The organism is Streptomyces sp. NBC_00572, from assembly GCF_026341815.1.
GTDB lineage: Bacteria > Actinomycetota > Actinomycetes > Streptomycetales > Streptomycetaceae > Streptomyces.
Genome location: NZ_JAPENX010000001.1, coordinates 5,159,985 through 5,183,944, shown reverse-complemented (window position 1 = coordinate 5,183,944; position 23,960 = coordinate 5,159,985). Strand labels below are relative to the sequence as shown.

The 23,960-nt window shown below is 73.1% G+C and carries 24 protein-coding genes and 1 pseudogene; 9 read left to right on the top strand and 16 right to left on the bottom strand.

All coding sequences use genetic code 11. The features are described from left to right. Positions 1-176 precede the first annotated feature (176 nt). Entirely contained in the window at positions 177-1,109 is a 933-nt protein-coding gene (locus OG514_RS23830) for a hypothetical protein (RefSeq protein ID WP_266898035.1), read from the bottom strand. Between the two features lie 46 nt (positions 1,110-1,155). Continuing rightward, the gene (locus OG514_RS23825; protein WP_266898033.1) at positions 1,156-1,704 is read right to left on the bottom strand and encodes a DUF1707 and FHA domain-containing protein; all 549 of its coding nucleotides are present in this window, start codon (positions 1,702-1,704) and stop codon (positions 1,156-1,158) included. 133 nt (positions 1,705-1,837) lie between these two features. Here OG514_RS23825 and OG514_RS23820 point away from each other — a divergent pair, with 133 nt between their 5' ends. Together OG514_RS23820 and treZ are read left to right on the top strand one after the other, a co-directional pair. Next, a complete protein-coding gene (locus OG514_RS23820) occupies positions 1,838-2,842 on the top strand; it encodes a GNAT family N-acetyltransferase (RefSeq protein WP_266898031.1) in 1,005 nt (334 codons plus the stop codon). A 132-nt stretch (positions 2,843-2,974) separates the two neighbouring features. After that, complete coding sequence (gene treZ / locus OG514_RS23815) at positions 2,975-4,726, top strand: malto-oligosyltrehalose trehalohydrolase (RefSeq protein ID WP_266900937.1); 1,752 nt, start codon at positions 2,975-2,977, stop codon at positions 4,724-4,726. Between the two features lie 3 nt (positions 4,727-4,729). On the opposite strand, the gene OG514_RS23810 is transcribed toward treZ, so the two are convergent. From OG514_RS23810 to OG514_RS23795, 4 genes are all read right to left on the bottom strand, one after another. Beyond that, on the bottom strand, positions 4,730-5,893 hold the full coding sequence (locus tag OG514_RS23810; RefSeq protein WP_266898029.1) for an aminopeptidase P family protein: 1,164 nt from the start codon (positions 5,891-5,893) through the stop codon (positions 4,730-4,732). Positions 5,894-5,967: 74 nt separating this feature from the next. Next, positions 5,968-6,927 carry a hypothetical protein gene (locus tag OG514_RS23805; RefSeq protein ID WP_266898027.1) on the bottom strand — a complete coding sequence of 320 codons (960 nt, stop codon included), beginning with the start codon at positions 6,925-6,927 and terminating at the stop codon, positions 5,968-5,970. Between the two features lie 49 nt (positions 6,928-6,976). Next, positions 6,977-7,858 carry a LysR family transcriptional regulator gene (locus OG514_RS23800; RefSeq protein ID WP_266898025.1) on the bottom strand — a complete coding sequence of 294 codons (882 nt, stop codon included), beginning with the start codon at positions 7,856-7,858 and terminating at the stop codon, positions 6,977-6,979. A gap of 17 nt (positions 7,859-7,875) precedes the next feature. Beyond that, positions 7,876-8,409, bottom strand: a complete 534-nt coding sequence (locus OG514_RS23795) for a tetratricopeptide repeat protein (RefSeq protein ID WP_266898023.1) — start codon at positions 8,407-8,409, stop codon at positions 7,876-7,878. A 97-nt stretch (positions 8,410-8,506) separates the two neighbouring features. Here OG514_RS23795 and OG514_RS23790 point away from each other — a divergent pair, with 97 nt between their 5' ends. Continuing rightward, positions 8,507-9,238 carry a hypothetical protein gene (locus tag OG514_RS23790; RefSeq protein ID WP_266898021.1) on the top strand — a complete coding sequence of 244 codons (732 nt, stop codon included), beginning with the start codon at positions 8,507-8,509 and terminating at the stop codon, positions 9,236-9,238. A 27-nt stretch (positions 9,239-9,265) separates the two neighbouring features. On the opposite strand, the gene OG514_RS23785 is transcribed toward OG514_RS23790, so the two are convergent. After that, positions 9,266-9,631, bottom strand: coding sequence for a DUF6223 family protein (locus OG514_RS23785; protein ID WP_266898019.1), 366 nt, complete (start codon positions 9,629-9,631; stop codon positions 9,266-9,268). A gap of 214 nt (positions 9,632-9,845) precedes the next feature. On the opposite strand from OG514_RS23785, the gene OG514_RS23780 reads away from it, so the two are divergent. Both OG514_RS23780 and OG514_RS23775 read left to right on the top strand, forming a co-directional pair. Then, a complete protein-coding gene (locus OG514_RS23780; protein WP_266898017.1) occupies positions 9,846-11,003 on the top strand; it encodes a sensor histidine kinase in 1,158 nt (385 codons plus the stop codon). Then, a complete protein-coding gene (locus OG514_RS23775) occupies positions 11,000-11,668 on the top strand; it encodes a response regulator transcription factor (RefSeq protein ID WP_266898015.1) in 669 nt (222 codons plus the stop codon). The genes OG514_RS23780 and OG514_RS23775 overlap by 4 nt, the downstream gene beginning before the upstream one ends. A gap of 15 nt (positions 11,669-11,683) precedes the next feature. On the opposite strand, the gene OG514_RS23770 is transcribed toward OG514_RS23775, so the two are convergent. Then, the gene (locus tag OG514_RS23770; protein ID WP_266898013.1) at positions 11,684-12,334 is read right to left on the bottom strand and encodes a nucleoside/nucleotide kinase family protein; all 651 of its coding nucleotides are present in this window, start codon (positions 12,332-12,334) and stop codon (positions 11,684-11,686) included. A gap of 173 nt (positions 12,335-12,507) precedes the next feature. On the opposite strand from OG514_RS23770, the gene OG514_RS23765 reads away from it, so the two are divergent. From OG514_RS23765 to OG514_RS23750, 4 genes are all read left to right on the top strand, one after another. Then, a complete protein-coding gene (locus OG514_RS23765) occupies positions 12,508-12,915 on the top strand; it encodes a VOC family protein (RefSeq protein WP_266898011.1) in 408 nt (135 codons plus the stop codon). 361 nt (positions 12,916-13,276) lie between these two features. Continuing rightward, positions 13,277-13,408, top strand: coding sequence for a hypothetical protein (locus tag OG514_RS23760; protein WP_266898010.1), 132 nt, complete (start codon positions 13,277-13,279; stop codon positions 13,406-13,408). A 64-nt stretch (positions 13,409-13,472) separates the two neighbouring features. Next, a complete protein-coding gene (gene fusA, locus OG514_RS23755; RefSeq protein WP_266898008.1) occupies positions 13,473-15,476 on the top strand; it encodes an elongation factor G in 2,004 nt (667 codons plus the stop codon). 508 nt (positions 15,477-15,984) lie between these two features. Then, positions 15,985-16,770 carry an SDR family NAD(P)-dependent oxidoreductase gene (locus OG514_RS23750; RefSeq protein ID WP_266898006.1) on the top strand — a complete coding sequence of 262 codons (786 nt, stop codon included), beginning with the start codon at positions 15,985-15,987 and terminating at the stop codon, positions 16,768-16,770. A gap of 35 nt (positions 16,771-16,805) precedes the next feature. On the opposite strand, the gene OG514_RS23745 is transcribed toward OG514_RS23750, so the two are convergent. The 8 genes and pseudogenes from OG514_RS23745 to OG514_RS23705 form a co-directional block, all read right to left on the bottom strand. Beyond that, positions 16,806-17,717 carry an SUKH-3 domain-containing protein gene (locus OG514_RS23745; protein ID WP_266898004.1) on the bottom strand — a complete coding sequence of 304 codons (912 nt, stop codon included), beginning with the start codon at positions 17,715-17,717 and terminating at the stop codon, positions 16,806-16,808. Beyond that, the gene (locus tag OG514_RS23740) at positions 17,714-18,109 is read right to left on the bottom strand and encodes a YwqJ-related putative deaminase (RefSeq protein ID WP_266898002.1); all 396 of its coding nucleotides are present in this window, start codon (positions 18,107-18,109) and stop codon (positions 17,714-17,716) included. The genes OG514_RS23745 and OG514_RS23740 overlap by 4 nt, the downstream gene beginning before the upstream one ends. Then, positions 18,102-18,575, bottom strand: coding sequence for an SUKH-3 domain-containing protein (locus OG514_RS23735; RefSeq protein ID WP_266898000.1), 474 nt, complete (start codon positions 18,573-18,575; stop codon positions 18,102-18,104). Before OG514_RS23735 ends, OG514_RS23740 begins: the two co-directional genes overlap by 8 nt. A gap of 63 nt (positions 18,576-18,638) precedes the next feature. Then, positions 18,639-20,360 (bottom strand): annotated as a pseudogene (locus tag OG514_RS39390) (YwqJ-related putative deaminase); the annotation flags it as partial. Positions 20,361-20,505: 145 nt separating this feature from the next. Next, positions 20,506-20,913, bottom strand: a complete 408-nt coding sequence (gene msrB / locus OG514_RS23720) for a peptide-methionine (R)-S-oxide reductase MsrB (RefSeq protein ID WP_266897998.1) — start codon at positions 20,911-20,913, stop codon at positions 20,506-20,508. A 46-nt stretch (positions 20,914-20,959) separates the two neighbouring features. After that, positions 20,960-22,351: a UDP-N-acetylmuramate--L-alanine ligase gene (gene murC, locus OG514_RS23715; protein ID WP_266897996.1), complete on the bottom strand. Its 1,392-nt coding sequence runs from the start codon at positions 22,349-22,351 to the stop codon at positions 20,960-20,962. Between the two features lie 174 nt (positions 22,352-22,525). Continuing rightward, positions 22,526-23,008, bottom strand: coding sequence for an indole-3-glycerol phosphate synthase (locus OG514_RS23710; protein WP_266897994.1), 483 nt, complete (start codon positions 23,006-23,008; stop codon positions 22,526-22,528). 106 nt (positions 23,009-23,114) lie between these two features. After that, positions 23,115-23,927, bottom strand: a complete 813-nt coding sequence (locus OG514_RS23705; RefSeq protein WP_266897992.1) for a pyrimidine reductase family protein — start codon at positions 23,925-23,927, stop codon at positions 23,115-23,117. Positions 23,928-23,960: the final 33 nt, after the last annotated feature.

Sequence of the window (23,960 nt, the reverse complement as noted above, 5' to 3'; positions counted from 1 at the left end):
TGTCGATCGGCGGTGGGTGCCGCGGCCGGAGAACGTGGCGCGCGTCCCCACAGCCCATCACCGCCCGCGCCGCAGCGCCCGCCGCATACCGCCGAACGGGTGAACGCTGCCGTGGCGGTCAAGCGGGCGGTCGACGTGCTGCGGGAGGCGCCGAGGGAGTGGGGAGTCAGTGGCGCTCAGCCACGGGGCCAGTCCCGGTCGGCGGTCACCTCGCGGCAGATGCGACGCCACTCGGCCTCCCCACCGGGCAGGGGCCAGGCCCAGGTGCGTTGTTCCGCGGTGTTCAGGTCGTGGAGGAGACGGGCGAGCTGCGGGCCGGCGAGGGCGGTGCCGTCGGGCACGGTGGGACCGTGGACGGCGCGGAGTTCGGCGAAGCGGGCCAGTTCGCTCTCGTAGAAGCCGACGGCCTCATCGGTACGTGCGGCCAGGTCGTCGCGCGGCACCGTGCGCTGCAGCTGCAGCAGCGGAGGTTCGACGGATTCGGCGATCGCCGCGGCGAGTCGCGCGTGACCGTCCAGGATCAGATGGCAGTCCAGGCCGCTGACCCACCACAACAGGACGGGCGGAAGCGTCCCTTCGCGGGCCTGCTTGCGGTACGCCTTGACCCGGCTGTCGTCGGCGGCGGGCATCGGCCGTAGCGGAAAGACCTCCCACCCGACGGAATGGTGGAACCAGTCGATGTACCCGTCGGGATGGCCCTCCACGAGCATGGAGCTCCAGTACGCGGCCGGCGACGTGCCGGCACGGCCCCAGCGCAGGATCGGACTCTCGCGCGAAAGCAGCCACCGGCCGTCGTGCAGCGGGCTCTCCGGCGAGTCGACGAGGTACTGGGCGATGCGGTGCGCCCACCGCTCCGGGCTGCCCGCCAAGGCGCGGCCCGTCTCGGCGCGGAGCGGCGGTACGAAGGAGCGGTACGCGTCGGTGCGCCAGAAGTCCACACCATCAAGCTGCTCGTCGACGTCGGCGAGCAGCACGGGCCGCGACTGCTGGGACAACAGCAGCCGCTGCCCTGCGCTGAACACGCACAGCCCCGGCTGCCGGCGGTCCCGCACGTCGAGCGACAGGCCCACCCATGTGCCGTCGTCCCGGGTGACGTCGTTCCGCTGCATGCCGAAAGGCTAGACGGTCGGGGCGCTCGGGCCGACCGGGCGGCGCCTACCCGTGCGAGAGCCGGAACGACATCTGCCCGAAGCCGACGACGTCCCCCGCCCGCACGACGACCGCGCCCGTGACCCGCCGGCCGTTCACGGTCGTGCCGTTCGTCGAGCCGAGGTCGCGCAGCACCCACATCCCGCTCTGCATCGACAGCTCCGCGTGCAGCCGGGAGGCCGTCTCGTGGCTGAGCCGGAGGCCGTTGACCGGGTCGCGGCCGATCCGCAGCGGGTGCGGGCCCGGCAGGGGCAGCAGCAGCTTCGGCAGCCGCTCGGCGCTCCAGGCGCGCCCCAGCCTGGCCGTGAACGCGGACATCCGCTCGACCGCGCCCACCACCCGGCGCGTCCAGGTGCCCTCGGTCCTCAGGTCGGCGGTGAGCAGCGCGAGTTCGTCGGGGCGCCTGGCCTGGAGCGCGCGCTCCATCCGGTAGATGAACGTGTCGTGCGACAGACGTCCCTGAGCGGCGCCGTCACGGAGCAGCACCAGCGCGCGGTCCCGCTCGGCGTCGGTCAGCCGAGGGGTGTTCGCCGGAAGCTCGAAAGGGGTCGTCACATCTGTGATTGTCGGTCCGTCGGGCCCGCAGTGTCCAGAAGGGCCTCCGACCAGGAAACTTCGTACCCCTTCGTCGGCGATCGCTGTTACGGTCTGCGTCTCCACAGCACGGATCCCCAGGGGGAAACACGACGTGACCACGTCTTCTTCGAGCACCACCGGCACCACCGACACGCACGGCCTCGTCATACGTCCGCTCGCCGGACCCGAGGAACTCGACCTGTTCCTCCGCCTCACCTACACGCTCGACCACGAGCTCGCCGACGACCTCGCCACCGGCCGCCGTCTGCCCGAGTGGATGTGGGTCGCCCTCGACGGCGACCGCCTCCTCGGCCGGCTCTCCTGGTGGGCGAACACGGCCGGCGACGAGCCGCAGACGCTCGACTTCCTCGACCTCGCCCCGGAGCTCGCCCCGGAGGAGCGCGCCGAGATCGGCCTGCGGCTCCTGGAGACCGCCACGGCCGCCGTGATCCCGGCGGACGGGAAGCGCCCGGAGTTCGGCCGCTTCATGCCGGCGGACTGGCGCGAGGTGCCGGAGACCCGGTCCCTCCTGGAGTCCGTCTTCGGCGTTCTGGAGGCCACCGGGGCCCGTCCCCTCGTCGAGCGCCTCCGCCTGGAGTGGCGGCCCGGCACCCCCGTACCGGAGCCGAAGGGCCGGCTGGAGTTCCGTCCGGTGCGCGACCGTGAGGACCTGGTCACCCTGATGACCCCGGTCATGGAGGGCACGCTCGACGCGCACGGGCAGGCCGATCTGGCCTCCGGCCTGTCGGCGCGGGAGGCCGCGGAGCTGCACTACGACGAGGAGTTCGCGCACTACTCCTCGCCGCGGGAGTGGTGGCAGGTGGCCCAGCTGGCGGAGAGCGGCGAGCCGGTCGGCTTCGTCGTCCCCGCGCGCAACAACTACCACCACACGATCGCGTACGTCGGCGTGCTGCCGGCCCACCGCGGCAACGGCTACATCGATGACCTCCTGGTGGAGGGGACCCGCGTCCTGGCCGCCGCCGACGTGCCCCGGATCCGGGCCGCGACCGACCTGGGCAACGTGCCGATGGCGGCCGCCTTCGCCCGTGCGGGCTACATCACCTTCGAGCGCGCGATCAACTACGTGTGGGACGCGCCGGGCGCGGCGGCTTCCTGACTGCCAGGATGGACGCGGCGGTCGTTCGCTGATCCGCCGAGCTGATCCGATGCGTGGATCCGATGCGTGGATCCGTGCGTGGATCCGATGCTGGGATCCGTGCGTGGTTGGTCCGTCGACGAGGGGATTTCCGTGCTCTTCGAGGTGTGGGCGCCGAACGCCCGTGACCGGGTGACGCTGGAGCTGAACGGCTCCGGGCATCCCCTGGAGCGGGACGCCGAGCGGGACGGCTGGTGGACGGGTGTCGTGCCCGCCGAGGACGGCGACCGGTACGGCTTCTCGCTGGACGGTGGGCATCTGCTGCCCGACCCGCGCTCCCGTCGGCTGCCCGACGGGCCGGACGGCCTGAGCGCGGTCGTCGACCACGCCGGGTACACCTGGCGGAACGAGTCCCCGAAGCTGCGGCTGCGCAGCGCCGTCCTGTACGAGCTGCACCTCGGCACCTTCACCCCGGAGGGGACCCTCGACGCCGCGGCCGCGCGCCTCGGGGAGCTCGCGGGCCTCGGCATCACCCATGTGGAGCTGATGCCGCTGTGCCCGTTCCCCGGAGTGCGGGGCTGGGGGTACGACGGGGTGGCGCCGTGGGCGGTGCACGAGCCGTACGGCGGCCCCGAGGCGCTGAAGCGGTTCGTGGACGCGGCACACGGGCTCGGCATGGGCGTGGTCCTGGACGTGGTGCACAACCATCTGGGGCCCTCCGGCAACCATCTGCCGTTCTTCGGCCCGTACTTCACGGAGACCCACCACACCCCGTGGGGCGCCGCGGTGAACCTGGACGCGCCCGGCTCGGACGAGGTCCGGGCGTACTTCCGGGGCAGCGCGCTCGCCTGGCTGCGGGACTACCGGATCGACGGGCTGCGGCTCGACGCCGTGCACGCGCTCGCCGACACCCGGGCGCTGACCTTCCTGGAGGAGCTCTCGGCGGCCGTCGACGAGCTGGCGAAGGAGCAGGGCCGCCCGCACTTCCTGATCGCCGAGTCCGATCTCGCCGACCCGCGGACGACCACCCCGCGCGCGCTCGGCGGTCTCGGGGTCCACGCCCAGTGGAACGACGACTTCCACCACTCCCTGCACACCGCCCTGACCGGCGAGTCCCAGGGCTACTACGCGGACTTCGCACGTGCCCCGATGGCCGCGCTCGCGAAGACGCTCACCCATGTCTTCTTCCACGACGGCACGTACTCGGCCTTCCGGGGCCGCCGTCACGGCCGTCCGGTGGACCGGGAGCGCACCCCCGCCCACCGCTTCCTCGGCTACGCCCAGACCCACGACCAGATCGGCAACCGGGCCCTGGGGGACCGTCTTTCGGCCTCCCTCTCCCCCGGTCTGCTCGCCTGTGCGGCGACCCTCGTCCTCACCGGCCCCTCGGTGCCGATGCTCTTCATGGGCGAGGAGTGGGGGGCGACCACGCCCTGGCAGTACTTCACCGACCACACCGATCCGGAGCTCGCGGAGGCCGTACGGCGGGGCAGACGGCGGGAGTTCGCGGAGCACGGCTGGGACGAGAACGAGGTCCCCGACCCTCAGGAGCCGGCCACCCGCGACCGTTCGGCCCTCGACCGGGCCGAGCGCGAGCGGGATCCGCACAAGCGGCTGCTCGCCTGGTACCGCCAGCTCATCGCGCTGCGCCGCACCCTGCCCGACCTGACGGACCCGGACCTGGCGGGCGTGAAGGTGGCCTTCGACGAGGAGGCCCGCTGGCTGGTCTTCCGGCGCGGGATTCTGCGGGTGGCCGTCAACCTGGGCAAGGAGCCGGCCGTGATCCCGCTCGGCTCCAACGGCCGCGACAAGGTCCTGGCGGCGTGGGAGCCGGTCGAGACCCCGGCGACGGACGGGGTCCTGCGGCTCCCCGGCGAGTCGGCGGTCGTCCTGACGGACGGCTGACGATCAGTCCACGACGGCCATCTCGTGCGGGGTGTTGTTGAAGCGGCGCCCCGCGCCGTCCTCCGTCGCCGTCACGATGTCCTCGATGCGGACGCCGAAGCGGCCCGGGAGGTAGACGCCGGGTTCGATGGAGAAGCACATGCCGGGCACGATCGGGAGCTCCTCGCCCTCGATCATGTACGGCGGTTCGTGCGTGGTGACGCCGATGCCGTGGCCGGTGCGGTGGATGAAGTACTCGCCGTATCCGGCGTCCGTGATGACCTTGCGGGCCGCCCGGTCGACGTCCTGGCAGGCCACCCCGGGCCGTACCGCCTCGAAGCCGGCCTGCTGGGCCTCGCGTACGAGGTCGTGGACGCGCCGCTCCTCGTCGGTGGGTGCGCCGACGTGGACGGTGCGGGTGGTGTCGGAGCCGTAGCCGTGCTTGAGCCCGCCGAAGTCGAGGACGACCATGTCGCCGTGCTCGATGACCCGGTCGCCGGCCTCGTGGTGCGGGTTGGCGCCGTTGGGACCGGAGCCGACGACGGTGAAGTCGACCTGCGAGTGCCCGAAGCGCAGGAGCAGCGCGGCGAGGTCGGCGGCGACGTCGGTCTCCTTGCGGCCGGCGAAACGGACCTTGAGGATCTCGCCGTACGCCCTGTCGGCGGCTGCTCCGGCGGCCGCGACCCGGGCCAGCTCGTGTGCGTCCTTGACGCCTCGGAGCATCGGCAGGGCCTCGGTGAGGGAGACGTACGAGGTCCCCGGGAGGGCCTTCTGTAGGCCGATGAGGTGCATGGCCCAGGCGTTGTCGCTGACGCCGAAGCGGCCGTCGACGTCGAGGAGGGGCGCGGTGACGGCGTAGGGGTCCTTGCCGTCCGTCCAGTCCCGCAAGGTGAGCGCGGCGGCCCCGACGGCCTTCTCCGCGTCGGGGGCCTCCAGGGTCGGGACGACGAGGACCGGGTCCTGTCCGGGGGCGATCACGAGGGCGGTGAGCCGTTCGGTGATGGCGGTGGGCTGGTAGCCGGTGAGGTAGACGAGGTCGGGGCCGGGGGCGACGATCACGCCCGCGAGTCCGGCCTCGGCGGCGGACTCGGCGGCGCGGGTCATCCGGGCGCGGTAGTCGTCCGCGGTGAACGGGACGGGGGTCTCGCCCCGGTCCTCGGCCGCTTCGGGGGCGGGTGTGCTCGACATGGGGTCTCCTTCTCGGCTCCGCTGCGTCCTGGACGTACAGCATCCTGCCGCGAGGGGCACCCGCCCGCGACCGGTCAGCGGCGGTCCGGGCCCTGGGCGATGAGCCGTTCCAGGAGCTCCTGGAAGTCGTCGCCGACCACGATCCGCAGGTCCCCCCGCTCCTCGTCGTGCTCGCTGAGCTGGGTGAGCGTGCCGCCGCGCCACCAGAAGACGTACGGGCTGATGGCGCCCGGCGTGTCCTCGTACCCGGAGGCGGCGAAGGAGGCCATCGCGCCGAGGGCCGGGATGATCGAGGTGTCCCGGATCGGGTGGAAGGCGAGCTGGTGGCGGAACGGCATGGCGACCAGGGCTCCGTGCTCGCCGAGCGGCAGGCCGGTGACCCGGCGGACGACGCCGTCCAGGTCGAGGACGCGGCTGGCGGTGTAGAAGGAGTCGCCGAGGATGATCTCGAAGCACATGCCGTCGGCGTCGCGGACGGTCTCGTGCTCCTCGACGGGCAGCCCGCGCAGATTGCGCAGGGCCCGGTCGCGCAGCTGCGCGTGGTCGCCGAGCCGTTCGAGCGCCTCGTCGGTGAGCATCATGACGCTCTCCGGAAGGTCGAGGGCGAGGATCTCGTACAGGCCGGGGCCGACGGTCCTCGCGTACCCGAAGGCGGCGGCGTCGATGCCTTCGCCGCTGACGACCCGGGGGTAGAGCTGGGAGCGGATCTGCTCGGGCGGCAGGGTGTCGAGCGCGGAGGGGCCGTCCATGGCGCGGACGACCAGCCCGATGTGCCGGTTGATCATGCCGGGCCAGACGCGGGGGCCGCGCCGGTCCTGGTGGCAGACGGCGGCGAGGTTGCCGAGACCGAAACGGCGGCCCTTGTCGTCGACGACGTGGTCGGCGTAGACGCTGACCTCAAGGCCGAGCTCGGCGAAGGTCTCCCGGACGCGGCCGCGGAAGAGCGCGGCCTCGCGTTGCGAGAAGTACGCGAACCCGGGGTCCCTCGGTGCGTCGTCGCCGTCCCGCCTCGGTCCTCGTCGCAACCACCCCACGCCCGCCCGCCTTCCGTCGCCGTTGCGCACAGGGTAGCGACTGCGGGTGTCAGCTCTTGAGCCGTCGGGTGAACTCGGCCACCGGGCCGCCGGGTTCGGCCCGTGCGCCGGCCAGGACGAGCAGCTCGGTGCGGTGGACGAGGCGGGGCGCGACCAGCGGGACGGCGGTGGCGCCGGAGACGTCCGCCGCCACCGGCGCCGGCAGCAGCGCGAGACCGTGACCGGCGGCGGCCAGGGCGGCCAGGGTGCGGGTGTCGGTGCCCTCGTAGCGCAGGGCGGTACGGAATCCCCGCCCCGCGGGCCCGCCGTGGGCGCCCCTCAGCTGGTCGAGGGGGAGGCCGGCGGCGGGCGCGTCCAGCCAGCGGGCGTCGGCGAGGTCGTCGAGGCGGAGCCCGGAGCGTCCGGCGAGCGGATGGGTGGCGGGCAGGACGACGGCGAGCGGCTCCTCGGCGACGCCGGTCGCGGCGAGCGGGGCGACGTCGGGCAGCCGCAGCGGATCGCTGGGGGCGGCGATGCCGTCGACGAGCCCGGCGTCGGCCTCGCCGGTGGCGACGGCGACGGGCACCCGCTCGCGGGGCAGGGCGCGCAGGGTGACGCCGGTGGCGGGGAGTGCGGTGAGGGTACGGGGGTGCAGGGCGAGCGGGGAGGCCGCGACGCTCAGGGTGGCGCGGGGCGCGGCCGCGAACCGGTCGAGGTCGGCGCGGGCCGCGTCGAGGCGGAGCAGCAGCGCCCCGGCGTGTTCGAGGAGCCGCTCCCCGGCCGGGGTCGGGGCGACGGGGCGCCGGGTGAGCAGCGGCAGCGCGAGGTCGGTCTCCAGGGCGGCGATGTGCTGGGAGACGGCGGACTGGGTGTAGCCCAGCTCGCGGGCGGCCTCGGAGAAGGAGGCGAGCCGGGCGACGGTGACGTACGTGCGGAGGAGGTGCGGGTCCATGGGGTGCGCCGGGTCCGTCAGGACCCGTCGGGGGCGGTGAGGAGCGCCTGCGCGTAGTGGGCGAGGGAGCGGTTGTAGCGGGGCAGGAGGGGGGCGAGGGCGCCGAGGGCGAGGGAGGCGGCCTCGCGGTCGCGCCCGGTGTCGGCGAGGGCGAGGGCGAGGAAGGCGTCGACGGCGCCGGAGAGCGCGGCCTCGTCGGCGTCGAGCCGGTCGGCGGGGATGTCCCGCTCGGCGGTGAGGAGTTCGACGCTGCGGTCGGGCCGGCCGAGGTTGCGCAGGCTGCTGGCGAGCTGGATGACGGCCCGGCGGCGGCGCAGCCCGGTGAGGCGCTGGTCGAGGGCGCGCCGGTAGAAGCGCACGGCCTCCTCCGGTTCTCCGGTGGAGTCGTGGGCGGCACCCTGCTCGAAGAGGGCGGCGGCGTCGTCGGCGGGACGCTCGGCGGCGAGTGCGGCGACCCGGGCGCGGAAGTCGGCGGGCTCATGGTCGTCGAGCCGCTCCCAGAGCGCGGCGACGCGACGCTCCCAGTCGGCCGGTTCCTGATCGTTCGTCATGGGGGCCACCCTATCCACCCCGGCATAAGCATTCGTGATGGGCAGTGCAGTGATCATCGTTGGACGTGAACGGGCGGCGGCGCCAAGGATGGTCCCCATGAACAGCACGAACACCCTCCCTCACACCCCCCGGATCGCCCTGGTCGGCGACCGCTCCGGGCACGTCCGCTCCCACGTCCGTATCCCCGTCCTCCTCGACGCCCTCGCCGAGCGCGACGGCCTCTCCCTCGACGCGTACTGGATCCCGACCGGGGACGCGGAGACGCCCGGCGCGGTGAAGGGCTTCGACGCGGTGTGGGTGCTCCCGGGGAGCCCGTACGCGAGCGAGGCGGGCGCGCTGGCCGCGATCCGCACGGCCCGCGAGGACGGCATCCCCTTCCTCGGCACCTGCGGCGGCTTCCAGCACGCGCTCCTGGAGTACGCCCGGGACGTGTGCGGTCTGACGGCCGCGGCCCACGCCGAGAACGACCCGTCGGCCGACGCCGGCGATCTGCTGATCGCCCCGCTCGCCTGCTCGCTCGTGGGCCACGAGGGAGTCGTACGGGTCACCCCGGGCTCGCTGGCCGAGCGGGCGCTGGGCGCGGAGCGGACCACGGAGCGCTACCACTGCGACTACGGCCCCGACAGCCGCCATCTGGACACCCTGCGGGCGCACGGCATGCGGTTCACGGGCGCGGACGAGGAGGGCGGCATCCGCATCGCGGAACTCCCCTCGCACCCCTTCTTCCTGGCGACCCTGTTCCAGCCGGAACTGTCGGGCGACGGCACCCGGCCGCACCCGCTGATCCGGGCGCTGGCGGTGGCGGCGGCGGAGCACGCGGCGGGCTAGGGGGTGTCCCCGCCGGTTGTACGGGGGTCAGCCGGTACGGGGGCGGGAGGAGCGGGTCAGCGCCAGGCCGCCGAGGGCGGTGGCGATCAGCCCCACGATCAGGGCCACGAAGGCGCCGCCCAACCCGTTGCCGGTACCGATGGATCCGTCGGAGGTGGCCACGACGATCCCGCCGAGGGCCATGGCGATCGGCCCCGCCGCGAGGGCCGCGAGGGCCCCGGTCCGCGCGGATCCGGAGCCGGTGCCCCTGCCGGTACGTCCGGCGGCGCGGGCCAGGGCCCGCCCGCCGATGAGGACGCCGGCGAGTCCCAGCAACGTGGCCACGATGGCTCCGATGCGTCCGGAGCTCAGGGCGAGGACGTCGGCGGCGATGATGGCGGGCTCTGTGGGCATGGAGTGCTCCTTCACTACGGCGGGTTGCCGGTCGATCGTGTCCGCCGGCCCCGCCGCCGGTCGTCCCCCGCACGCAGACAGTGCGCCCTGCCGCAGCCGCCGTAGCCGACTGCCGCGAACGCCGCAGGAGCCGCGGGACTACCGCGGGTGCGGTAGTCGGCCGGTCCTCCTCCCGCCGGACTCACCCGCGTCGACGCCAGGCTAGGGTCCACGCATGGGCAGGCAACGGATCGGCGTCACGGACTGGGCGATCGCCGTCGGCGTGGCGGCGGTCCTGCTGTTCGCCGGGCTGAGGCAACAAGGGCCCACACAACTCGATCCGCTGGGCTACGCGTTGCTGGCCGCCGGTGGTCTGGCACTGGTCTGGGGCCGCCGTGCTCCGGTGACCGTGCTGGCCGTGACCGGGGGCTGCGCGCTGGGCCACCAGGTGCTCGGTTTCGACGTGCCCGCCGTCGCCTTCCTGTTCGCTGTGTACGCCACCGTACGGGCGGGGCACCGCGTCGTCGCGGTGGCCGGTTCCGTGGTCATGCCGGTTGCCGTGACGCTCGCGCTCCTGGCCTCCCCCCACGACCTGGCCGTGGGCGAGGCGTTCGCGCGGACCCGGGACGTCCTCCAGCTGGCCTGGCTGATCGCCGCCGGTGCGGCCGGCGAAGCGCTGCGGCAGGCCGAGCGCCGGGCGGACGAGGCCGAGCGCACCCGGGAGGAGACCGCCCGGCGCCGCGCCGACGAGGAACGGCTGCACATCGCACGGGAGCTGCACGACTCGCTCACCCACCAGATCTCCGTGATCAAGGTGCAGGCGGAGGTCGCCGTCCACCTGGCCGGCAAGCGGGGCGAGCAGGTGCCGGAGGCCCTCCTCGTGATCCGTGAGGCCGGCCGGGAGGCGGCTCGGGAACTGCGGGCGACCCTGGAGGCGCTGCGCGACGACGACAAGAACCCGCCGCGCGGGCTCGCCGACGTACCGGAACTGGTGCGCCGGGCCCGGTCCACCGGCCTGGACGCCCGACTGACGGTCGGGGGGCACCGGAGCGACGTGCCCGCCGCCGTGGACCGGACGGCCTACCGGATCGTCCAGGAGTCGCTGACCAATGTCGCCCGGCACGCCGCCGCGAACACCGCGTCGGTCCGGATCGACCACCGTCCCGACGCCCTGGTCGTCCGGGTCGACGACGACGGCGGGGCGAGGCCGGGTTCAGCGCCAGTGCCCGGCGTCGGACTGCTCGGGATGCGCGAACGCGTCACCGCCCTCGGCGGCCGGCTGCGGGCGGAGCCACGTGGTGAGGGCGGGTTCACCGTCCAGGCCGAGCTTCCCCTGGAACGCGGGCCACTTCCCGCACAGCACACGCCGCTTCCCGTGGAGCACACCTCGTGATCCGTGTCCTGCTGGTCGACGACCAGCCACTCATCCGCAGTGGATTCCGCGCGCTCCTCGACATCGAGGACGACATCGAGGTGGTGGCCGAGGCCGGCGACGGCAGGGAGGGCCTGGCCCTGGCCAGGGAGCACCTGCCCGACATCGCGCTCGTCGACATCCAGATGCCGGTCGTCGACGGCATCGAGACGACCCGGCGCATCGTCGCGGACCCCGACCTGGCCGGGGTGCACGTCGTCGTCCTGACCAACTACGGAATGGACGAGTACGTCTTCGACGCGCTGCGCGCCGGCGCGGCCGGATTCCTCGTCAAGGACATCCTCCCGGAGGACTTCCTGCACGCGGTACGGGTCGCCGCGCGTGGCGACGCCCTGCTCGCGCCGTCGATCACCCGCAAGCTGATCGACCGGTACGTCACCCAGCCACCGCCCGCGAGTGTCCGGAACCGATTGACGCAGCTGACCAACCGTGAACGCGAGGCCGTCGCCCTGGTCGCGGGCGGCCTGTCCAACGACGAGATCGCCGGCCATATGGTGATCAGCCCGCTGACCGCGAAGACCCACGTCAACCGTGCCATGACCAAGCTCGACGCCCGCGACCGCGCTCAGCTCGTCGTCCTGGCCTACGAATCGGGCCTGGTGACGCCGGGAGGCTCCGGCCCCTAGGGGGTGTCTTGCCGATCAGGCCATCGGCACGACGAGGTGGGCGCGGTCGCGGCCGCGGGCCACCAGGCGGGCGTTCGCCTCGTCCGAGTCGTGGACCCAGCGTTCGGCGTGGGCGCGGTCCTTGCCGAAGCGGACATGGCGGTCGACGAGCCGGGGGACGCGGCGCCGGGCGTCCAGGTGGAGGTACCAGGCCTCGTCGAGGAGGGGCAGGACACCGGCCCAGGCGCCCTCGCCGTGCAGCAGGTAGTTGCCCTCGGTGATCACCAGCGGGACCTCGGGGCCGACGGGTATCGCCCCGGCGATCGGCTCCTCCAGGGAGCGGTCGAAGGCGGGCGCGTAGACGGTGGTGCCGGGGACGGGGGTGCGCAGCCGGGAGAGGAGCGCGGTGTACCCGGCGGCGTCGAAGGTGTCGGGCGCGCCCTTCCTGCCGGCCCGGCCGAGGCGTTCCAGTTCGGCCTGGGCCAGGTGGAAGCCGTCCATGGGGACGAGGACGGCGAGCCCGTCGAGGCGTGCGACGAGCCGCGCGGCGAGGGTCGACTTCCCGGCACCGGGCGCGCCGGCCAGCCCGAGGACGCGGCGGGGCGGGCGGCCGTCCCCGGGGCGCTCGGCGAGGGCCCGCGCCCGGGCGGCGAGGCGGTCGAACTGCTGCGCGTCCATGCGGGGCATTCTCGCACCGCGTGCGGGCGCGCGGCCCTCCGCGCCCGCCGCCCCGGCCCCCGACCCTCGCCCGCCCCTCCCAGGACCCTCGTTCGCACCCTGCAATCGGCGAGGGTCGCGCCCGCGTCGACACGGGTTGACGCGGGTAGATTGCTACCGCTTCCGCGTATTACGTTGGGGTAATGCCGTCCATCGCACTTGTGACCCTTGTCGTCCGTGACTATGACGAGGCCATCGCCTTCTATACCGACGCCCTCGGATTCGACCTGGTCGAGGACACCGACCGGGGCGGCGGCAACCGCTGGGTCGTCGTCCGCCCGCCCGGTGCGGCCGGGGTCGGCGGCCTCGGGAACGCGGGCCTGCTCCTGGCCCGCGCCAAGAACGACGCCGAGCAGGCCTCCGTCGGCAACCAGACGGGAGGCCGGGTCGGCTTCTTCCTGCACACCGAGGACTTCGCCCGCGACCACACGCGCATGACAGCGGCGGGCGTCAAGTTCCTGGAGGAGCCGCGCCACGAGCCGTACGGCTCGGTCGCCGTCTTCGAGGACCTGTACGGCAACCGCTGGGATCTCCTCCAGCCGGCGGCGTAGGGGGGGCCAGGGCAGGTCGATCAGCTGCCCCACCGCGCCGACGACCGACTGACCCACCGGACCGGCTGCGGCGGCGACCTGCGCGACGGATGCCAGGACGAGGCCGCGCTGTCGCAGGGCGCCGCGGTCGGGAGTGAGTTCGGGCAGGGCGTCTTCGACGGTCCGGGGCTGCTCCGGGGTGCAGTGGGGCCGCAGCTCCCGGAGCCCTTCCCTGGGGCCTTCCCGACGTCCCCGCGCACCGTCGGCGGCGGGCGAGCCCCGTGGAAAACCACTGTCGCGCCGCCCGCTCCCCTCCCTACACTCACGTCTCGCGGCGCACCGACCGATGCGCCGCCAGACGTCCGACCGAGGGGAGACGACCGTGCGTTGCCGTAACGCCGCCGCCGTGTCGTCCGCCCGTGCCCGGTACGACGTGATCCTCGCCTCTCCCTCCGGCCGGTGGCGGCTGCGCGCCCGCCATCGCCGCCCCGTGACGTCCCACCCGTCCGTCTGACGGCCCGTCGTCCGGGAATCGCGCTGCCCCGTCTTCACCCAGCAGCAGCGAAAGGCACGACACCGTGCGTACCCACCTCGTCGACCGCGTCCGTAACCTCGGCATCCTCGCCCACGTCGACGCCGGCAAGACCACCGTCACCGAGCGGTTCCTCTACCTCACCGGTGCCACCCACAAGCGCGGCGAGGTCCACGACGGCACCACCGTCACCGACTTCGATCCGCAGGAGCGGGACCGGGGCATCACGATCTTCGCCGCGGCCGTCAGCTGCGACTGGGCCGGGCACCGGATCAACCTGATCGACACTCCGGGGCACGTCGACTTCTCCGACGAGGTCGAGCGTTCGCTGCGCGTCCTCGACGGCGCCGTCGCCGTCTTCGACGCCGTCGCGGGCGTCGAGCCGCAGAGCGAGACGGTGTGGCGCCAGGCCGACCGGCACGGCGTTCCGCGCATCGCGTTCGTCAACAAGCTGGACCGCGCGGGCGCGGAGCTCGACAGTGCCGTGGAGTCGATCCGTACGCGCCTGGGCACCGTCCCGCTGCCCGTACAGCTGCCGATCGGGCGCGAGGACGGCTTCACCGGCGTCGTCGACCTGGTCAGGATGCGGGCATACGTATGGGCCGACGGCGCCGACACGTACGCCGACGAGCCGGTCCCGGACGCGCTCCTGGACGAGGCCCGGCACCGCAGGCGACGCCTGGAGGAAGCGGTGGCGGAGCTGCATCCCGGCGCCCTGGAGGAGTTCTGCGCGGACACGGAACTCTCCGAGGGGACGCTGACGGGCGCGCTCCGCGACCTGACCCTCACCGGCGAGGCAGTGGTCGTGCTGTGCGGCTCGGCGTACCGCAACCGGGGTGTCGAACCGCTGCTCGACGCGGTCGTCGCGTACCTCCCGGCCCCGTCGGACATGCCTCCGGTACGCGGGGAGGTCCCGGCGGACCCGGAGGCGCCGTTCACCGCGCTCGCGTTCAAGGTGAGCGCGACGGCCACCGGCCGGATGACCTACGTCCGCGTCTACGCGGGCACGATCGGAAAGGGCGACACCGTGCTCGACACCGTCAGCGGCCGCACCGAGCGGATCGCCCGGATCCTGCGGGTCCAGGCCGACCGGGCGACCGAGGTCGACGTGGCGCGCGCCGGGGACATCGTCGCCGTCGTGGGCCCGAAGGGCGCCCGCGCCGGGGCGACCCTGTGCGCCCCCGGCGCGCCGATCGTCCTCGAACCTCCGACGACCGCCGACCCCGTGGTCTCGGTCGCGGTGGAGGCCCGCCGCAGCACGGACACCGGCCGCCTGGCGACGGCCCTCGCCCGGCTCTCCGAGGAGGACCCGTCGCTCGTCGTGCGGTCCGACCCGGAGACGGGTCAGACCGTCCTGTCGGGTCTCGGCGAACTGCACCTGGAGGTCGCGGTGGAGAAGCTGCGGCGCGACCGGGGCCTTGAGGTCACGGTCGGCCGCCCGCAGGTCGCGTACCGGGAGACGGTGGCGAAGGGCGTCACCGGTCTGCTGTACCGCCATGTCAAACAGGACGGCGGCGCGGGCCAGTTCGCCCATGTCGTCATCGACGTCGAACCGTCGGCCGACGGGGAGGAGTTCGCGTTCTCCTCGACGGTCACGGGCGGCCGCGTCCCGCAGGAGTACGTCCGCGCGGTCGAGGCCGGCTGCCGGGACGCGCTCGTCGAGGGTCCCCTCGGCGGCCACCCGGTGACAGGTGTCCGGGTCACGCTCACAGACGGTGCCACGCACGCCAAGGACTCCTCGGAGATGGCGTTCCGCACGGCGGGCCGCTTCGCGCTGCGCGAGGCGCTCCGCGCGAGCGTGATGACCCTCCTGGAGCCGGTGACCGACGTGACGGTCACCGTCCCCGCGGAGTCCGTCGGCTCGGTCCTCGGCGACCTCGCGGCCCGCCGTGGCCGGGTCACGGACCAGACGACCCGCTCCGGTACGGCAGTGGTGGAGGCGACGGTGCCGCTGGCCGAACTCTTCGGCTACGCGTCCCGCCTGCGCGGCCGCACCCAGGGCCGGGGCACGTTCACGACCCGCCCGGCGGGTTACGTCCCGGCCCCGTAGATCCGTCCTGGCACGCTCCTTGAACCGTCAAGGAGCGTGCCCACCACACAAGTTGCACGAGTGGCGGAGCAGGGCCAACCTCCGTCCAGCTCGTGAAGAACACCGACCTGCCGTTCACGGGCACCCGCTGGCTCCGCTCCAACGGTCCCGGAGACGCGCTCGTCTTCACGTGCCTCGGCGCGTCCGACGGGCCGCGGATGCTCGACGGCTGGCCGGGCCCCGGCTCCGTGCAACTCAGGCCGGACAGGGCTCGGCCCGTACCGTCTTCCCGATCGGTACGCGGTCGAGCACGGCCCACCGGGTCGCCGGCGCATCGACCGGAAGCAGGCCCCGGCCGCCCTCGTCGAGGGGGCCCGGTGTCCCACCGGCCCCCGGCTCGCGCCGGCTCCCGCCGCCTGGACGGAGTTCCTCGCCCGCCTGGCCTGAGAACGCGTGTGCCAGGATGCGTGTACCGGCCCTCCACCGCACGCGGAGAGGCCGGTGCCGTGCGACGCGAGGAGCGACATCCATGAGCACCACCCCCGGCGGTTACCTCTCCGGCCTCTTCTCCCTCGAAGGGCGTACCGCCCTCGTCACGGGCGGCAGTTCCGGCATCGGCCGGGCCATCGCCGGGGCGCTGGCCCGTGCCGGGGCGAGCGTGGTCGTGGTGGCGCGCAAGGAGGCGGAGCTGGTCGCGACCGTCGACGAGCTGACGGCCGACGGCTGCCGGGCGGCCTGGGTCAGCGCCGACCTGAGCACGCGCGCGGGGATCAGGGCCGGGGCCGAGCAGGCAGCGGCGGTCTTCGGTGAGCCGGACGTCCTGGTCAACTCGGCGGGCATCAATCTCCGTCCGCCGCTGAGCGAGCTGAGCGACGAGGTCTGGGACACGACGATGACGGTGAACCTGGAGGCTCCGTTCCTCCTGGGTCAGCGGTTCGGCCCGGGGATGGCGGAGCGCGGCTTCGGCCGGATCATCCACATCACGTCCCAGCAGGCGCACCGCGCGTTCGTGCAGAGCGGTGCGTACGGGGTGTCCAAGGGCGCCCTGGAGTCGCTGGCCCGTTCGCAGGCGGAGGCCTGGTCCCCGTACGGCGTCACGGCCAACACCCTGGTCCCCGGCTTCGTGATGACCGCGCTCAACCAGCGCCTGTCCTCCGACCCGGAGAAGGTGGCCGCGCTCGCCGCCCGCACGATGACCGGCCGCAACGGCCTCGCCGAGGACTTCGCGGGTGCGGCCGTCTTCCTGGCGAGCCCGTCCTCCGCGTACGTGACGGGCCAGTCCCTCTTCGTGGACGGCGGCTTCTCCGTCCACTGAGTCCGCGACCGGCGGGTGCGTCCCGCCGGTGCGCGTCAGTGAGCGGCGTCGGTCGGCGTTCCGGACCAGTCGGCGAGGGCCTGGGCGCAGGTGTCCAGGATCTTCGCCGTGGGGTCGAAGGACGCGGACCGGCCGGCGGACAGCGTCAGGGCGGGGCCATCGGCCGAACTGCCCACCGTCACGGCGCACTCCACCGTGGCGGGCGGCCCCTCCGTACCGGAGGGGACCGGAATCGACAGGACCAGCTCGCAGCCGCCCGCGCGCACGCCGGCAGCGTCGAGCCGGGCGGTCATCGCCTCCGTCAGCGGTTCCGCGTTGCTCTCCAACGATCCCCGGCCCAGCTTGAATTCCTCGTCCACCGCGACGACGCCGATCCCCCGCAGGGTCGTCGCCCGCAGGCGTACCCGGCGGGCGCTGAAGACACCCGTGCTGTGCAGGACGAACACGGCGACGAGCGCGGCCCGTACCGCCGCGTCGAGGTCGGCCGGAAGACCGGGCAGCGGGAAGCGCCACCGAGGGGCCCGGAGCCGTACCGGCGCGATCCCGGTGGCGAGCGCCGACAGACCGTCGTGGACCGTCTCGCCGAGGAGCCAGGGCCCGCCGGGGCCGAGCATGAGGAGCCGGCCGTGTGCGTCGACCGCGAGCGGCGCGTCCGTGTCCGTACGGCCGAAGGGGAAGAGCCGTACGCCGAGGGAGTCGGCGAGCCGGTTCAGGGACGGGACGTCGAGGCGAGCCTCGCGGGGGTCGACGACGCTGCCGATCGCGGCGACCTCCCGGCCGCCGTCGGCGGCGGGGTGGATGTGCAGGCCGTGGAACTCGCGCAGGGCCCGTTCGGCGGCCGGGAACAGTTCCGCGCCGACCGTCACCGTGATGAGGACGGCCAGCATGGCGGCGTCCCCCGTGTCACGGCCGGGCCGCCAGCCCGCCTCCGTCAGGACGCCCGTCATGTCTGATCGTGGAGGATCGAGATCCCCAGCCGGTCGAGGAGCGCCGCGCACGAGCGGCAGACGTCGGCCTCGGTGCCGTGCTCGGGGTCGCCGTGCGGGCGGATCTTGCGGGCGACGAGCGCGGCACCCGCGAAGTGCGATGCCGCCTCGTCCAGGGTGACCGTCCGGTCGTCGCCCCGCTGCCGGTCGAGGCCGAAGAGCTCGTCGGAGACGAGGGCGGACTCGGCGCAGTAGCCGACGAAGGACACGCGCAGGGCGGGCGGGAGCCCGTCGAAGAACTCCCGCACGGCGGGGTGGAGGTGGGGCTCGCCGTCGCCGGTGAGGTTGGTGTGGCTGGTGATGGTGCCGTGGATGAGCAGCGAGGCCGCCGTTCCGGGAATCAGGTCAGACATAGAAGTCCTCCGCGTCCTGCATCGGGGCGTGGGCGAGACTGATCATCGCCTCGTGCTTGTCGGCGCCCATGTAGTAGGCGCCGGTGTGGTGCACGAAGAAGAACCGGCCCCGTTCGTCGATGAGCACGGGCGAGCCCTCCGAGCCGTCGAGGCCGACCGGGAAGAGCCGGACGCCGAGTTCGCGGCTCAGTTCGGCGACCTCCGCCGGGGCGGACCGGAAGCCGAGGTAGGGGGTGAAGTAGAGGTAGTCCTCTCGCGCGGCGTCGAGGGTGAGACGCAGTCCGCCGTGCTCGGCGAGGAAGGCGGTCGCGGCCTCGAAGGGCTCCACCGGGAACCCCGCCTCCCGGTACTGCCCGGTGATCTCCTCGACCATCGCCGGCACGGTGCCGGCCACGTCCCGTCCCGGGAACCATCCGTGGTCCCGGAACCAGGTGTCGACGTCCTCCGGGGTGTTCAAGTGCGGCATGTGTGCTCCTTATCCGGCGTACGCCGTGACACCGGCCATGTCCATGGCGATCGCGCAGGACCGGCACGGCGGCTTGTACTCGCCGTGACCGAGGGGGTGAGGTTTGATCTGTTCGCCGATCTGCACGCTGTAGACCTGCGATCCGCGCATGGCGTCGCGGACGTGGTCGGCCGAGGAGATCCCGGTGCCGTCGGGGTCCAGCTGCCGGAGCCGGTCCGAGACGAGGTTCGCCTCGGCGCACTTTCCGTGACCCGCGCCGGGGAAACCTCCGTCGGCCTTGATCTGCCGTTCGACGTCGTCGTAGATCGACTGCATGGCGGGGTGGAGGTCCGGGGTCTTCTGGCCAGCCCCCTTGGTGGCGCTGGAGTGGCTGGTGACGACTCCGTCGTGCAGGAGGCTGCCGGAGCACGATCCGTCGAGGAGGTTCGTGCCGGGCGGGAAGTGGGTCTTGGCCAAGTCGATCTTGTGCTTGGGGTCGTTCGGGTTGTCGGGGTCGGCCTTGCGCGCCTTGTTCGCGAGGTCGCGGGCCTCCTGGACGAGCGCCTCGCGCTGCTGCTCGGGAGTGAGGTGGCTGACGTCGAGCGGGTCCGTCCGGTGGTGCCTCATGTTACCGGCGGAGCTGCCGTGCCACGGCGGGGGCGGGGTCATGCGGTTGCCGCCGGGGTTGTTGCCGGAGCCGCCGTTCCCGCCGCCACCACCGCCACCGCCTCCGCCACCGCCTCCACCGCCGCCCTTGCCGCCGCTGTCGTCGTCGCCCTTGCGCTGGCGGGCGAAGCGGTCGCGGAGGTCGTCGTCGGTGTTCTTGTGGTCGACGGAGATCTGCTTGACGACCTTGGGCAGGGTCTGGCCGACGTGGTCGCCCATGCTCTTGGCGGCCTTGGTGAGGGCTTCCAGGGCCTTGTCGGCGACCGGATCGATCGCGTCGGCGATCGAGTCGCGGCCCCGGGCCCGGCCGTGCGCGGTCTTCGCCTTCGTGAGCTTGCCGGCCGTCTTGCCGTGGATGCCGGCACTCACGCCGTTCAGCTGGGTGGAGGCGTGGGTGTGCTCGGAGTGCTCGATGTGCAGGTTCTTCAACCCGCTGCCCTTCGAGCCGCCGCCACCACCGCCGGCGGAGGCCAGGTTCATGGCCTCCTTGCCGGACTGGACGCCCTCGTCGAAGCCGTCCTTGCCCGCGTTCTTCGTCTGATCGAGGTCGACGCCGTCCTGGAGTCCGATCGCCATCGCGCCGAGCTGGACGACGAGGTCGGCCGCCATGCCCTCCAGGGCCGCCACGGCCGGCTCGGTCATCGCGGCGACAACGTATCCGACGGCCTCCTCCACGCACTCCTTGATCAGCCGCTTGACGACCTCCTGCGTGGCGCGCATCGCGCCCGCGCCGATCAGGGCGGACAGACCACCGGTCACCGGGATGAGGGACAGCGCGATGCCCGCCTCGGCGGCCAGGTAGCCGAGCTGGACGAGTGCCGCGAGCTTCATGCCCTCGATCGCACCGGCCGCCGTGTCCAGACCGCCCGCGATGGTGCGCGCCGCACCGGCGATGTCCTTGATGTGCTTGGTCTTGACCTTCGACCAGTGCTCGTTGAGCGCGTCCATCGACTCGCCCTGCCCCGAGGACAGCAGCCGCTCGAAGTGGTTGTTCGCGAGCTGGCCGTCGTCCTCCAGGTCCTCCGCGAACTCCCGCAACGCGTCCGCCATCTCGCGGTACGCGTCCTCGTCGACGTTCGGCCAGGCCACTCCGATCAGATCGAGCAGCGTGTCCGCCCAGCCCGGCACCGTGACAGCCACGATCCCCACCCCCGTTGATGCTTCTTTGCAATGAGCAACAGTCCTACCACAGGGGACGCCTGACGGTGGGTCCGAGGTTCCCTGGTGGAACAGCACGACGGCGGCAAGGGAAGGATCCCTTGCCGCCGTCGCTTTGCTCGACCGGTCAGCTCTCGCCGGGCTCCAGCCGCAGCGAGATCGAGTTGATGCAGTACCGCTGGTCCGTCGGAGTGGGGTAGCCCTCGCCTTCGAAGACATGGCCGAGGTGGGAGCCGCAGCGGGAGCAGCGGACCTCGGTGCGGACCATGCCGTGGGAGCGGTCGTCGATCAGCTCGACGGCGGAGCTGTCCTTCGGGTCGAAGAAGGACGGCCAGCCGCAGTGCGACTCGAACTTCTCGTTCGACGTGAACAGCTCCGCGCCGCAGGCCCGGCAGGAGTACACGCCCTTGGTGGTGGTGTCGGTGTACTCACCCCGGAACGCGGGCTCGGTGCCCGCCTGGCGCAGCACCTGGTACTCCGCCGGGGTCAGCTCCGCACGCCACTGCTCGTCCGGCTTCTCGACGTCGTACGCCATGAGCTCGCTCCCTCTGCTGCTTCGACCGGCGTCGCTTCGGCCGGTGCTACTTCGACAGGTGGTCCAGGATCAGCGGGCCGAGGTCCGTGACGTCGCCCGCCCCCATGGTGAGAACGAGATCGCCGGGTCCGGCCATTCCCGCCACGACCTCGGGCACCGCGGCCTTGTCGTGGACGGGCGTCACGTCGGCGCCCGCCTGCCGCGCGGCGGCGATGATCAGCTCGCTGGTGATGCCCGGGATCGGGTCCTCGCGGGCGGGGTAGATGTCGAGGACGACGGACGCGTCGGCGAGGGCCAGCGCGTCGCCCATCTCCTTGCCCAGTTCCTGGGTGCGGGAGAAGAGGTGGGGCTGGAAGACGACCAGGAGGCGGGAGGCTCCGGCGGCGCCGCGCATGGCCTCCAGGTCGGCGGTCATCTCGGTGGGGTGGTGCGCGTACGAGTCGATGACCTGGACGCCCTTGGTCTCGCCCTTGAGCTGGAGGCGGCGGCCGACGCCGGTGTAGGCGGTGAGGGCCTGGGCGAGCTCGGCCGGGTCGATGCCGACGCGGGCGCCGGCGGCGAGGGCCGCGGCGGCGTTGTGGGCGTAGTGGCGACCGGGGACGGAGACGGTGAAGGTGTGCTCGGCGCCGTCGAGGGCGACCGTCACCTCGCTCTTCATCCCGTTCGGGACGATCTTCAGGATGCGGGCGTCGGAGTCCTCGGTCTCACCGACCGTGACGATGTGCAGACCCTCGCGGTCCGCGACCCGGCGGGCCAGCTCGCGCGCGCCCGCGTGCTCGCCGACGACCAGGGTGCCGCCGGGGCGGATCTTGGCGGTGAAGGCCTCGAAGGACTCGTAGATCTCGTCCATGGAGGCGTAGTTCGCGTGGTGGTCCAGCTCGACGTTGAGGACGATCGCGACCTCGGGGTCGTACTTCTGGAAGCTCCGGTCGCTCTCGTCGGCCTCGGCGACGAAGACCTCGCCGGCGCCGTGCAGGGCGTTGGTGCCGGGGCCCGCCAGGTCGCCGCCGATGGCGTACGAGGGGTCCAGACCGAGCTCGGTGAGCGCGACGGCCAGCATGGAGGTCGTCGTCGTCTTGCCGTGCGTGCCGGCGACCGCGATCGCGCGCAGGCCGTCCATCAGGGAGGCGAGCGCGTCGGAGCGGTGGACGACGGGGATGCCCAGCTCGGCGGCGCGGGCCAGCTCGGGGTTGTCGGCGCGGATGGCGCTGGAGACGACGACGGCGGAGGCGTCGTCGGCGAGGTGCTCGGCGGCGTGGCCGATGTGCACGGTGGCGCCCAGGGCGCGCAGGGACTCGGCGGTCGCCGACTCCTTGGCGTCGCTGCCGGCGACCTTGGCGCCGCGCTGGGCGAGGATCTTCGCGATGCCCGACATTCCGGCACCGCCGATGCCGATGAAGTGCGGCCGTTCCATGGCGGCAGGGATGGCGGGTGCCATGCGGATCTCTCCCCTGGGTGCGTCGTGCGTGGAAGCCCCCAGCCTAGTGGCTCGCGCCGGGTGGGCCCGGCGGGCGCCGGACCCGTGTCCGGGAGCCGGGTCCGGGAGCCGTACGGGCCCCGGGTCCGCGCCCCCTGCACGGGGCGCGGGCCCTGGCCTGCGGTCACCGGGCGGTTACTGCGCCGCTTCCTGGCTGTGGGCGAAGAGCTTGAGCACGGGGACCCCCACCTTGTGGCGGGCCCGGGAGGCCCAGTCCCGGTGGAAGAACTCCTCCACGTAGTGCGGGGCGGTGAGCACGATCACCTCGTCCGCCTCCGACTCGTCGACCACCGCCTTCATCTTGTCGAGCGGGTGGTCCTCGACGACCTGGCCGACCGCTTCGCAACCGGCGTTTCTCAGGGCCTGGAGCGAGTACTCCAGGGCCTGCTCGGCGGGGACCCTGGCCTCCTTGCCCTCCGGTTCGTCGCCCTCACGGGCGGCTTCCTTCAGTTCGCCCATGGCCACGTCGTCGATGGCACGCAGCAGTACATCGGCCTGGTCACCACGCGGCTGCATCAGGACGATGAAGGAAACGTCCTCGTCGCCGTGCAGGGTGGTGACGAATTCCACGTCGACGGACGTCAGGGGCTTCTCGATCATCAGAACGCTTGTGAACACCTCAGGAGCCCTTCTGCGGAAACCATCCTTCCCCGTGCCCGCACGGGGTCTGCGACAGTAAGTGTGCCCAGCGGACGGTAAGCGGAACGACAAATTCCGCCGATTGTCAGATCCGACGGTAGCGGGTGAAGAGGAAGCCGTCCTGCTCCAGCACGGAAGCCACGGCGAAGCGTGTCGGGACGGCCACCGAAGGGCCTCCGGCGATCCGCTGGGCGTCACCCGCCGTCATCGTCGGCGAGACCGTCAGACACAGCTCGTCGAGTACCCCCGCCGCCACGAACTGGCCCAGCAGCCGGGGCCCACCCTCGGTCAGCTGCAGCCGGAGCCCGCGCTCCGCGAGCGCCGCCTTCGCGCGGGCCGGGTCGACCCCGGCCCCGTCTCCGGCCGTCAGCACCTCGGCGCCCGCCTCCCGGGCGGCCCGGACCCGCTCGGCGGGCGCGGCGGCCCCCGTGAGGATCAGGGTCGGCGCCAGCGGCTCGGTGAAGAGCGGAAGCGAGAAGTCCAGGTTGAGGGAGGCACTGACCACGGCGATCACGGGGGCCGGGCCCTGTCCGGCGGCGGCGCGGCGGGCCGCGAAGGCCTCACGCGCGCGTGCCGGGCGGTAGCCCTCCAGGCGTACCGTTTCCGCACCGACGACGACCACGTCGGCGAGGCCCCGCAGGGTGCCGAAGATCCGCATGTCCGCCTCGGAGGAGAGCGGCTGGGAGCGCCCGTCGTGCTGCCCGGCCCCGTCGAGCGAGGAGACCATGTTGGCACGCAGCCACACACCGTCCTCGTCCGGATACGCATAGGCGTCGGCGAGCTCGTCCAGGGACCAGTCCCGCCCGGAGGGGGCCACCTGCCCGGCCGCGGAACCGGCCTCGGAACCGGCTTCGGTCCCGGGTGCTGTCATGTCCGTCACAGGGAGCAGTCGTCGCATCCTTCGAGTCTGACATGGCGCTTACAGTGGGGA

Bases quoted from the DNA above. Each gene is read 5' to 3' on its own strand.
- OG514_RS23735 (WP_266898000.1), bottom strand. From the start codon at position 18,575: ATGCCGCACTTGAACACCCCGGAGGACGTCGACACCTGGTTCCGGGAC.
- msrB (WP_266897998.1), bottom strand. From the start codon at position 20,913: ATGGCGTACGACGTCGAGAAGCCGGACGAGCAGTGGCGTGCGGAGCTG.
- OG514_RS23800 (WP_266898025.1), bottom strand. From the start codon at position 7,858: ATGGACCCGCACCTCCTCCGCACGTACGTCACCGTCGCCCGGCTCGCC.
- OG514_RS23770 (WP_266898013.1), bottom strand. From the start codon at position 12,334: ATGCCCCGCATGGACGCGCAGCAGTTCGACCGCCTCGCCGCCCGGGCG.
- OG514_RS23780 (WP_266898017.1), top strand. From the start codon at position 9,846: ATGGGCAGGCAACGGATCGGCGTCACGGACTGGGCGATCGCCGTCGGC.
- OG514_RS23750 (WP_266898006.1), top strand. From the start codon at position 15,985: ATGAGCACCACCCCCGGCGGTTACCTCTCCGGCCTCTTCTCCCTCGAA.
- OG514_RS23765 (WP_266898011.1), top strand. From the start codon at position 12,508: ATGCCGTCCATCGCACTTGTGACCCTTGTCGTCCGTGACTATGACGAG.
- OG514_RS23705 (WP_266897992.1), bottom strand. From the start codon at position 23,927: ATGCGACGACTGCTCCCTGTGACGGACATGACAGCACCCGGGACCGAA.
- OG514_RS23830 (WP_266898035.1), bottom strand. From the start codon at position 1,109: ATGCAGCGGAACGACGTCACCCGGGACGACGGCACATGGGTGGGCCTG.
- OG514_RS23790 (WP_266898021.1), top strand. From the start codon at position 8,507: ATGAACAGCACGAACACCCTCCCTCACACCCCCCGGATCGCCCTGGTC.
- OG514_RS23740 (WP_266898002.1), bottom strand. From the start codon at position 18,109: ATGTCTGACCTGATTCCCGGAACGGCGGCCTCGCTGCTCATCCACGGC.
- OG514_RS23785 (WP_266898019.1), bottom strand. From the start codon at position 9,631: ATGCCCACAGAGCCCGCCATCATCGCCGCCGACGTCCTCGCCCTGAGC.
- OG514_RS23810 (WP_266898029.1), bottom strand. From the start codon at position 5,893: ATGTCGAGCACACCCGCCCCCGAAGCGGCCGAGGACCGGGGCGAGACC.
- murC (WP_266897996.1), bottom strand. From the start codon at position 22,351: ATGGCACCCGCCATCCCTGCCGCCATGGAACGGCCGCACTTCATCGGC.
- OG514_RS23795 (WP_266898023.1), bottom strand. From the start codon at position 8,409: ATGACGAACGATCAGGAACCGGCCGACTGGGAGCGTCGCGTCGCCGCG.
- OG514_RS23745 (WP_266898004.1), bottom strand. From the start codon at position 17,717: ATGACGGGCGTCCTGACGGAGGCGGGCTGGCGGCCCGGCCGTGACACG.